We start from the raw sequence: 9,741 nt of genomic DNA, 5'->3' as shown, positions 1-9,741 counted from the left end.
CCGAACGGACGGCCTGCCGCGCTTGACGATGAACCGAACGTCGAGCGGCGGGCCGTCCGGCGGGTGAATCCGCTTGCTCTCGATCAAGGGTCTTCGCCGCCGGCTGTCGGACCTCTACTACGGCTGGCGGATGATCGGGCTGACGGCCCTCATCCGCACCATCGGCGGCGGACTCCACAGCTTCGGGTTCACGGTCTACTTCCTTCCCATCCAGAAAGAACTGGGCATCGGCCACGCGGCGACTTCGCTGGCGTTCTCCCTGGCCCGGGCCGAGGGCGCCATCGAGGGCCCGCTGGCGGGATACCTCATCGACCGCTTCGGCCCCAAGCCCGTCATACTGACCGCGGCGCTGTTGTGCGGCGTCGGCTACATTCTCTTTTCCACCGTCGACAGCTACGCGAGCTTCCTGATCATCTACGCCGGGGTCATCTCCCTGACCTTCACGGCGGGTTTCGTGCACGCTCCGGCGGTGCTCGCCGTCAACTGGTTCAGCCGTTACCGCGCGCGGGCGCTGACCTGCCTGAGCGCCGCCATGCCCGTGGGCGGAACCGTCGTCACGGTCCTGCTGGCGGTGGCCGTCCACTTCTGGGGCTGGCGAACGGCGGCGTTCACGGCTGGATGCGTGTTCCTGTTCGTGGCCGCGCCGCTGGCCCTGAGGATCCGCCGGTCGCCGGAGAGCATGGGCCTGCGGATATCCTCGGAAACGGCGTCGGCTTCCGCCCCGTCGCCCGGGGAGCAAGAGGACGGGTCGGAGAAGGACGGGTCGGGGAGCCACGGCGGGTCGGACTACGAAGCCGGCCGCGCCATGCGCACCCCGGTCTTCTGGCTCTTCGTCCTGTGGATGACCACCCGGACCGCCGCCTACACCACCGTCATCGTGCATTTCGTGCCCCTGATGGAGTGGAAGGGCCTGACGCCTCTCGCCGCGGCGCTCCCTCTGTCGTGGTTCAACGGCATGAACATCGTGGCGCATTTCATCATGGGATGGATTGCCGATCAGACCAACAAGGTACGCCTGGTGGCCTGGTGCATGGTGCTTGCCTTCATCGCGGTCCTCGTCCTGATGTGGAGCACCACGCTCTGGGGGTTGCTGCTGTTCGCCACGCTGTTCAGCGTGCTGGACTCATCGATACCGGTCATATGGGCCGCGGTGGGAGACTATTTCGGGCGGCGCCGGTTCGGCACCATCCGCGGCAGCATGAGTTTCTTCTACATGTGGGGAGGCGTCGTCGGTCCGTATCTGGCCGGCGCCCTCGTCGACCACTTCCACAGCCACGCCTATGTGCCGTGGCTGCTTCTGGGCCTGGTGGGGGCCGCCGGAATCACCACGGTCCTGCTGATCGGACCCTGGACCCGCGGAGTGGGGCGCGACGACTGACGGCACGGGCCGCGATTGCAGGAGCCGTGGCGGGTCTGCTCCATTATGGGCGCCCTTCGACTTCGCTACGCTACGCTCAGGACGAACGGTTGGATAAAGCTACGCTCGGAGGAACGGTGTGGCACAGCCACACTCAGCAGGTTATTGAGAAACTCCCTACGACCTGGGTTGGCGCCCTTCGACTTCGCTTCGCCACGCTCAGGACGAACGGTTAAGTCAAGGAAGGTCTGATGAAGATTCCGTTCGCCCTGAGCCCTTCGACAAGCTCGGGACAGGCTTCGCGTAACGAAGTCGAAGGGCGCCACACGGTGTTTTCAACAACCTGTTGGACAACCGGTTGGACGCAGTTCCGTTCAGGAAGTACGGTTGGGACGCATCCTCCCCGTTCGTCCTGAGCGTAGCGTAGCGTCAGCGTAGCGAAGTCGAAGGGCGCTGATTCACCACACGGTGTTTCAACAACCTGTTGGATGCAGTTCCGTTCAGGAAGTACGGTTGGACGCATCCTCCCCGTTCGTCCTGAGCGTAGCGTCAGCGTAGCGAAGTCGAAGGGCGCTGATTCACCCGATTCTCCCAAGCGATTTCCCGATCAGGAAGGTTCAATGACACTCATCATCGACAATCCGACCGTAGAGAAGGTTCTCAACCCGTCAGAGGTAAACGATGCCCTGGAGTTGGCGGCGCTGGAGCTGGCGACCGGAGGCGCGATCAACGCACCCCCGTACCGGGTCTTCACGCCAAGGGACCCCGACGACTACCGCGATCACCCCCGGTTTCCCGAGGGCGGCGGGGATCCGACACACCACTCCTTCACCTCGCTGAGCGGCGCCATCGCCAAGCTGGATGCCGCGACGGACCGCATCGACTCCGACATCATCACCTATTTCGAACAGGACGGCCGAACGCTCCAACGACGGGTGCCGGGCCGAAAGGACGGAAGGTTCTGCGGCCTCATCTACCTCTACAGCTCCCGCACCGGCGAGCTCCTGGCCATCATCCACGACGGCTACCTCCAGAAGTTCCGGGTGGCGGGCACCGGCGCGGTGGGCGCGAAGTACCTGGCTCGCAAGGATTCGCGCACGGTGGGCCTGGTCGGAACGGGCTGGCAGGCCCAGGGCGCCGTTCATTGTTTCGCCGCCCTCGGCAACCTGAAAACGATCAAGGTGTATAGTCCCACGCCCGGCAAGAAAGAGACGTTCGCGGAGCAGATGTCCAAGGAAGCGGGAATTGAGATGATACCGGTTCCTTCAGCCCGCGAGGCGGTCCGAGACGCGGACATCGTCTACATGGCCACCAACTCCAAGGACCCGGTGGTGATGGCCGACTGGCTGGAGCCCGGCCAGTTCGTCAGCAACGTCTCCGACGTCGAGCTGGAGGTCGCCGGCTGGGAGCGCTGCGACGTGCTGACCATGAACCGCCACGGCCGGCGCTGGATGAGGTACGCCATCGGCGGCGCCGAGGCCATCCCCGAGCACGGGAAGGACCAGTACACCCGGCCGACGTCCATCGAGTGGGACAAGCTGCCGTTGTTGGGCGACGTCATCGCCGGAAACCACCCCGGCCGCACATCCGACAGCCAGATCACCGGGCTCGTGCTGCGCGGAGACGGCGTGCAGTTTACCGCGGTCAGCCACCTCATCTATACTCACTGCAAGGAAATGGGGCTGGGCACCGAGATCCCCAGCGAGCTCTTTCTGCAGGACGAGAAATACATACCCTGACATGAACAGGCAGAAGCGTACCGCCATTTACGAGCGACTCCAGGAAAACAACCCCAGCCCCTCCACCGAACTGGACTGGGTCGACCCGTTCGAGCTGCTGGTCGCCGTGGTGCTGTCGGCCCAGGCCACGGACGTAAGCGTCAACAAGGCCACCGCCAAGCTGTACCCGGTGGCCAATACCCCCGAGAAGATCCTTCGCCTCGGCGTCACCCGGCTGAAGCGTTACATCCGCACCATCGGACTGTTCAACAGCAAGGCCGAGAACATCATCAAAACCTGCAGGATCCTCATCGAGGAGCACGGGAGCCAGGTGCCGCGCACCCGGGAGGCCCTGGAGAAGCTCCCCGGCGTGGGCCGGAAGACCGCCAACGTCATCCTCAACACGGCCTTCGGCGAACCCACTATCGCGGTGGATACCCACATCTTCCGCGTGGCCAACCGCACGCGCATGGCCAAGGGAAAGAACCCCCTGGAGGTGGAGACCCGGCTGACCCGGCTCACGCCCCCGGAGTTCCGCAAGGACGCCCACCACTGGCTCATCCTCCACGGCCGCTACGTCTGCAAGGCGCGCAAACCCGAGTGCCCGACCTGCGTCATCGCCGACCTGTGCGAGTTCCCGGACAAGACGCCCGAAGATCTCCCTTCCGGCAAACAACTCGGCGGACTGAAGGGCAAGATGATGATTCATGCCGATCCCGTCCGCTCCGACTCGACAGATGACTGGGACATGCTGAAATGACGCTCGTGCTCGACACCCATGTCTGAATCTGGTCGCAGGATCAACCCGAAAAGCTGGGACCACGGGCAAGGCAGGCATTGCTGGCTCGGGAGCACGACAACACGGTCTGTACGATCTCCACGCTGGAAATCGCACGCCTATTGGCCGTTGGCGCCATTTCACTGTCCATCCCCCTCGGTACCTGGATTGCGGAATCATTGAGGAATCTGGATCCAACGTGTTTAACCGTAACGCATAAGATCACGACCGAAGCGTATACCCTGCCGTCCGCCTTCCATATGGAACCCGGCCGACCGCATCCTTGTCGCGGCAGCCCGCATTCACCATCTGATTCTGCTGACAGCCGACGAACGAATTCTTCAATACCCCTATGTTCTGGCCATGGACGCACAGAGCTAGTAGCCTGTGCTGCGGTCGACCACCGTAGGGGCGACCGGCCGGTCGCCCCTACCCGCACAGGCTGCTGTCCCACTAGAAGGAACGGCACCTCAACGGATGACCATGCCGACACGCAGATCCGCCAACTCCGCCTCGGTGAGGCCCAACAGGCCCCGAGCATCTAGTCGGCGTGCTGGCCGATAGCCTGGGCTATCAGCATTTCTCATATTCGCCAAAACCTTGACAGTCAGATACGAACTTGGTGTATTGGAAATCCCGAATGAGCGAGTGTCTGAACCCGTAACGAAGGCTGGAGTCATTCCAACCAAAGATTTTAAATCGGATGAGTTGGCCAAGATGCTGTTACAGCACCGGAAGGATAAGAGGACAGATAAGCCTTACAGGGCGGCGGACAATCTGGTTCATGGCAATAGGTTCTTAAGCAAAAACGGACCCTTACGGGTGAACTTCGGCCATTGTTCCACTCGAATATGGGATATGGCACAGAAAGCACCAGGAAAGAGTTGTCGTAAGGGACTGACGCTTCGGGAGGTGGTGAAGTGGTTCCTCTGATAAGCGTGAAGCCGAGCGACGGTTCACGGCCATGAGTGTCCAGGGGACGGACAAGGCCACGATCCAGGGATTCGTGCTCGGACCGGCGGCCCCAGGTACGCCGGTCTTCACCGTTGACCATGGCGGATATCACGGTCTCCCCAACCACCAGTCGATCAAGCATTCCGTCGGCGAGTACGTGGACGGGATGGCTCACACCAACAGGATAGCGTCCTCTTGGGCCATGCTCAAGCGTGGCTACCATCGGACTTTTCACCGGATCAGTCCCGAGCAACTGGACAGGTGCGTTAACGAGTTCTCGGGACGCCACAACATCAGGAACGAGGATACCGCGGTCCAGATGACCGCTATCGTGCAGGGCATGGCAGGGAAGCGGCTCAAGTACCGCGACCTCATAGCCTCCGCACTCAAACAACCCGCGTTGAGCGATGTCTTCTAGGCCTCCAATCTCATCGGCTGATATTCTCCCGTTTCTTCCGGCAGGCAAGATTAGGTGTTTCGTCACCGGCAAGCTCCGGAAGGACACACCTGAGGAAAACGTCCGTCAGCGATGGGCGAGGAGCCTTGTCGGGGAGTACGGCTATGATGTGTCTGATATGGCGGTGGAGTTTTCGGTCAAGATGGGTTCCAAAAGGAAGCAGACCGACATCGTAGTGTTCAAACCCGACGGCCCGAGGCGACAAGACACTATCATGGTCATCGTCGAGGCAAAGCGGGAGGACGTTTCCCCGAAGGACAAGTCCGAGGGCGTTGAACAACTCAAGAGCTATATGAGCGCGTGCTCGTCATGCAGGTTCGGCCTCTGGGTGGGTTCCGAAAAGATCGCCTATGAAAAGTCGGCAACCGGCGAGATAGACGATACCACTGACATTCCCCGATCCGGAGAGACGCAACCGCAACCGCCAAAGTTCCGGGAACTCACGCCCGCAACCGACCTCAAGGCATCCCTTCGGCGCTGCCACAACTACATCTATGCCAATCAGGGAATACAAAAGGCTGAAGCCTTTCATGAGCTTCAAAAGCTCATGTTCTGCAAAGTGTTGGATGAGAAGGAGGTCGTTGATGATCTTCGGTTCTTCGTACTCGGCGAGGAACGTAAGTCCATAGCCGGACAGCGTCGTCTGCTTGAAGATCGGATAACTCCATTGTTCAACGAGGTCAAAGAACGTTATCCGTACATCTTCGAACCCGACGAGCGTGTCAAGTTGAATCTCCGCGTTCTGGCGTACATCGTTTCTGAATTGCAAAGGTACTCTCTGCTCAATACCCAGGCAGACGTGAAGGGTCAGGCATACGAGGAGTTGGTCGGATCGAATCTCAGAGGTGACCGGGGGGAATTTTTCACTCCGAGGAACGTCTGCGACATGGCGGTCCGCATGGTGCTATCGCTCTTCTCAAACCAGAAGATCGCCTCGCTCAAAGTGCTCGACTGTTGTTGTGGCACGGGTGGGTTCCTGGTGGCGATCATCAACCATCTGCGACGGAAGATTGTCGAGTTCGAGCAAGCGAAAGGCGGCACCGAAGAGCAAATCCGTAACCGGGCTGGGGTTCGTGTCAAGGAACTAGCGGAACGCAATCTTTTCGGTATGGACATCAACCCGTTTCTTGTCCGTACCACGCAAATGAATCTCGTCATGCACGGTGATGGTTCCGTTAATGTATTCCAGGGCGATTCCCTCGCCGCTCCTGGCGAATGGGACGATGAAGGTGCACGCCAGAAGGTGAAGCAAGATGAGTTTGACATTGTCGTGACTAATCCGCCGTTTGGTGGGCAAGCACATATAGACGATCCTCATGTTCTTTCGCGCTACGAACTACCGGCATTGGACGCAAAAGATACGCGAAGGCTCATGCCAGCGGAACAACTGTTCGTCGAAGGGGCACTACGGTACGTCAAGCGCGGCGGCTATCTCGCTATCGTCCTCCCGCGAAGCATACTGAATAATCCGGGACTGCAATTCATAAGGAAATGGCTGCTCAGGAATACGCGCATAGTGGCGTCTATTGACCTGCCTAAGGAAACGTTTGCCGAAGGTGGCGGTGTCCCAAATCCAAGCGTCCTCATTGCGCAAAGATTGACGCGGGAAGAAGCACGCCTGGCACAGGCGGGGGCACTGAATGAATACCAGATTTTCATGGCGATTCCCAAGAAGGTGGGCATAGATAAGAGAGGAAATGCCGTGTATGTGAGGACGCCGGATGGTTTTATTGTCCTTGACGGGAACGAAAAACCGACGGTTGATGATGACCTTCCGAAGATTGTGTCGGCCTTTGACGAGTGGCACGGAGGATAGGACAAGCGATGTCTCAAGTGGCGCTTTCGACCAATGCCGACACGGCATGGCAAGTCGAGAATTATTCACTCCCATCGAATTCACTTGTCAATTCGCAGGGGCTTCGCATGGACGCGGGGCACTACAACCCGGAGTTGCTGAATGCCCTTCGCACGCTCCACGGCTCTGGTATGCGAGTTAAGCGGCTAGCGGAAATTTCAGCGGGTGTCTTTATTCCACCGAGATTCAAACGCATATACGTGGAAAAGGAACACGGTGTGCCATTCCTGCAAGGGACTCATATTGTCCACTTTCAACCAGCAGACCTGAAATACCTGTCGCGGACATCGCGGCGACTAGATAAGTGGATTATTGAAGCCGGTTGGATACTAGTGACATGTTCAGGAACCATTGGGCGCGTAACCATATGTCCTGCCGAGTGGGACAAGTGGGCGGCCTCCCAGCACATCCTGCGAATCGTTCCCGATGAAGATGTGTGCCCGGCTGGTTATCTTTGGTCATTTCTGGCATCGCCGCTTGGGCAAATCCAATTGACCGCGAACATTTACGGAGCTGTAGTTGACGAACTGACACAAGAACAGGCGCAGAGTATTTTGATTCCAGTGCCAGAGACTGTTGACGACAAACGGTTGATGTCTTCGGTAGACACCGCAATGCGAGAGGCTATTTCGACCAAGTCGCGAGCTGTGGCTTTGGCTGGAGGCGGCGTTCGAAATTTGTCGCAAAGGTTCGGCAACTAGCAGGCTGTTGAAAAACTCCATGTGGCGCCCTTCGACTTCGCTTCGCTACGCTCAGGACGAACGGAATCTTCATCAGAATTCCTTAACCGTTTGTCCTGAGCGTAGCGAAGCGAAGTCGAAGGGCGCCCACCCATGTCGCAGGGAGTTTTTCAACAACCTGCTAGGGAGCTGTTATGGCTAAGAATCGCAATTGCCGACGCGTGGAAATCGTCCACCAGGACCACCAGCCCACGAAGGCCGAAGCCGAGGAAGTAATCGTGCGGCGCAACAAGGACGGGTCAGGGGCCACGGCCAGGACCTTGCCCGTGCCCGTGCCGTTGTCCAGCCCGTCGAAGTAACCTACCTGGAAAAGCCCAAGAGATTGGTAGAGAGGTAGGGCTTGACAAATTCGGACCGGGATTGGGGAAATAGCCAAGCCCATAACTGTTAGGCGGGTTGGAATTTGGTATTGACCCCACACAATCACACCCAACTAAGCGAGTCCCCGGACCAGAAAACAGAAAGAGTAATCTCAGCGCTCTGAACCCGGGCGCCCGCACTCCTGCGGCTCACCGGATAACTTCAGCCTCACGCAGGTCCGCCAACTCCGCCTCCGTGAGCCCCAGCAGCCCTCCCAGCACCTCGTCGGTTTGCTGCCCAATGGCGGGGGCATCGTGGCGGATGGACGCGGGCGTTTGGGACATGTGGATCCACGGCGCCAGCAGGGTGGTGGGGCCGGCGGTGGGATGGTCGCGCTCGATGAAGGCGTTGCGCGCCTTGATGTGGGGGTCGTCCAGGACCTCGGCCTTGGTCAGCACGGGGGCGCCGAAGTAGCCGAGGTCGCGGACGGCGTCCCACAGCTCCTGCCGGGTGCGGGTGCGCGCCCAGTCCCGGACGAGCGGGTCCAGCTCGTCTTTGTGCTTGCGCCGGACGCCGGCGTCGGCGAAACGCGCGTCCGTCGCCAGCTCCGGCCGCCCCATCCTCTCCGCCAGCCGGCTCCAGCCGTCGTCGTCCAGGTGGGGGACCCGTAGCGTGAAGTAGCCGTCGGCCACCTCCATCGGCGTGTTGCCCACCATGTTGCCGGTGAAGTGCTCGTGCATGGAGCTGACCATGAAGCCCAGCACCGCCTCCTGCATGGACACCACGATCCTCTGGCCCTCGCCGGTGCGCTCGCGGGCGTGGAGCGCCGCCAGGATGCCCACGGTCATGCTGACGCCGGCGGCCTCGTCGCCGATGCCCAGGGACTTGGTGCCCTTGGCGCCGGCGTACTCCCAGGCGGTGTGGGTCCAGCCGGTCATGCTGTTGTTGGTGGCGGCGGTGTTGCCGTAGTCGGCGTAGGGACCCCACTCGCCGTATCCGCGGGAACAGGCGTAGATCAACCGCGGGTTCGCCTCCTTGATGGAGTCGTAGTCGAGCCCGAACCGCTCCATGGTGCCCTTCTGGTAGTTCTCCACCAGCACGTCCGCCCGGGCGATGATCTCCCGCGCAAGCTCGACGCCGCGCTCGCTCTTGAGATTCAGCACCACGCTCTTCTTGTTGACGTTGATCCACAGGAACTCGTAGCCGTCCTTGCCCGCGTCGGAGGCCATCCACGACCTGCGGAAATTGTCTCCCTGCGGCGGCTCGATCTTGATGACTTCGGCTCCCAGATGCCCCAGCAACATGGTACAGAAGGGACCGTTCAGCGCGTGGGTGAAATCCACCACGCGGATGTCGTTCAGGGGGCCGGGCATGGGCTGCTCCTCCTCTGACCGGGAATTTACAACGTATGTAACCCGGCATTTGTAACGACAATGACCCGGCATTTGCAACGTATATAACCCGGCATTTGTAATTGTCCGGCAGGCGTTTTCCTTGCCGCCGCCTCCTCCGCGCCCTTCCCGGAGGATCGCGAGCGCCCGAGCATGCTGCCGGTTTGACAGGACTCCATTTAATCGCCTAC

General features: G+C 60.3%; 6 protein-coding genes and 2 pseudogenes. 7 read left to right on the top strand and 1 reads right to left on the bottom strand.

Annotated features, from left to right (window positions below):
* Positions 1-73: 73 nt before the first annotated feature.
* The 7 genes and pseudogenes from OXF11_08260 (at position 74) to OXF11_08230 (ending at position 8,158) form a co-directional block, all read left to right on the top strand.
* Positions 74-1,378, top strand: coding sequence for an MFS transporter (locus OXF11_08260; GenBank protein MCY4487094.1), 1,305 nt, complete (start codon positions 74-76; stop codon positions 1,376-1,378).
* A gap of 599 nt (positions 1,379-1,977) precedes the next feature.
* On the top strand, positions 1,978-3,096 hold the full coding sequence (locus tag OXF11_08255) for a hypothetical protein (GenBank protein MCY4487093.1): 1,119 nt from the start codon (positions 1,978-1,980) through the stop codon (positions 3,094-3,096).
* A gap of 1 nt (position 3,097) precedes the next feature.
* Positions 3,098-3,745: pseudogene (gene nth / locus OXF11_08250) on the top strand (endonuclease III).
* Between the two features lie 1,066 nt (positions 3,746-4,811).
* A pseudogene (locus OXF11_08245) lies at positions 4,812-5,225 on the top strand (transposase).
* On the top strand, positions 5,215-7,080 hold the full coding sequence (locus OXF11_08240; protein ID MCY4487092.1) for an N-6 DNA methylase: 1,866 nt from the start codon (positions 5,215-5,217) through the stop codon (positions 7,078-7,080). The pseudogene OXF11_08245 and the gene OXF11_08240 overlap by 11 nt, the downstream one beginning before the upstream one ends.
* Positions 7,081-7,088: 8 nt before the next feature.
* On the top strand, positions 7,089-7,820 hold the full coding sequence (locus OXF11_08235; protein MCY4487091.1) for a restriction endonuclease subunit S: 732 nt from the start codon (positions 7,089-7,091) through the stop codon (positions 7,818-7,820).
* Between the two features lie 173 nt (positions 7,821-7,993).
* Entirely contained in the window at positions 7,994-8,158 is a 165-nt protein-coding gene (locus OXF11_08230; protein ID MCY4487090.1) for a hypothetical protein, read from the top strand.
* A 210-nt stretch (positions 8,159-8,368) separates the two neighbouring features.
* On the opposite strand, the gene OXF11_08225 is transcribed toward OXF11_08230, so the two are convergent.
* Complete coding sequence (locus tag OXF11_08225) at positions 8,369-9,532, bottom strand: CaiB/BaiF CoA-transferase family protein (protein MCY4487089.1); 1,164 nt, start codon at positions 9,530-9,532, stop codon at positions 8,369-8,371.
* Positions 9,533-9,741 lie beyond the last annotated feature (209 nt).

The sequence above is a fragment of the Deltaproteobacteria bacterium genome, assembly GCA_026712905.1.
In the GTDB taxonomy this organism is placed as follows: domain Bacteria; phylum Desulfobacterota; class Binatia; order UBA9968; family JAJDTQ01; genus JAJDTQ01.
Note: the sequence above shows the minus strand (reverse complement) of the source record. Positions and strands in the feature narration are given on the sequence as shown.

Excerpts from the sequence above, each read along its gene's own strand:
- OXF11_08240 (MCY4487092.1), top strand. The coding sequence starts at position 5,215 with ATGTCTTCTAGGCCTCCAATCTCATCGGCTGATATTCTCCCGTTTCTT.
- OXF11_08230 (MCY4487090.1), top strand. The coding sequence starts at position 7,994 with ATGGCTAAGAATCGCAATTGCCGACGCGTGGAAATCGTCCACCAGGAC.
- OXF11_08225 (MCY4487089.1), bottom strand. The coding sequence starts at position 9,532 with ATGCCCGGCCCCCTGAACGACATCCGCGTGGTGGATTTCACCCACGCG.
- OXF11_08235 (MCY4487091.1), top strand. The coding sequence starts at position 7,089 with ATGTCTCAAGTGGCGCTTTCGACCAATGCCGACACGGCATGGCAAGTC.
- OXF11_08255 (MCY4487093.1), top strand. The coding sequence starts at position 1,978 with ATGACACTCATCATCGACAATCCGACCGTAGAGAAGGTTCTCAACCCG.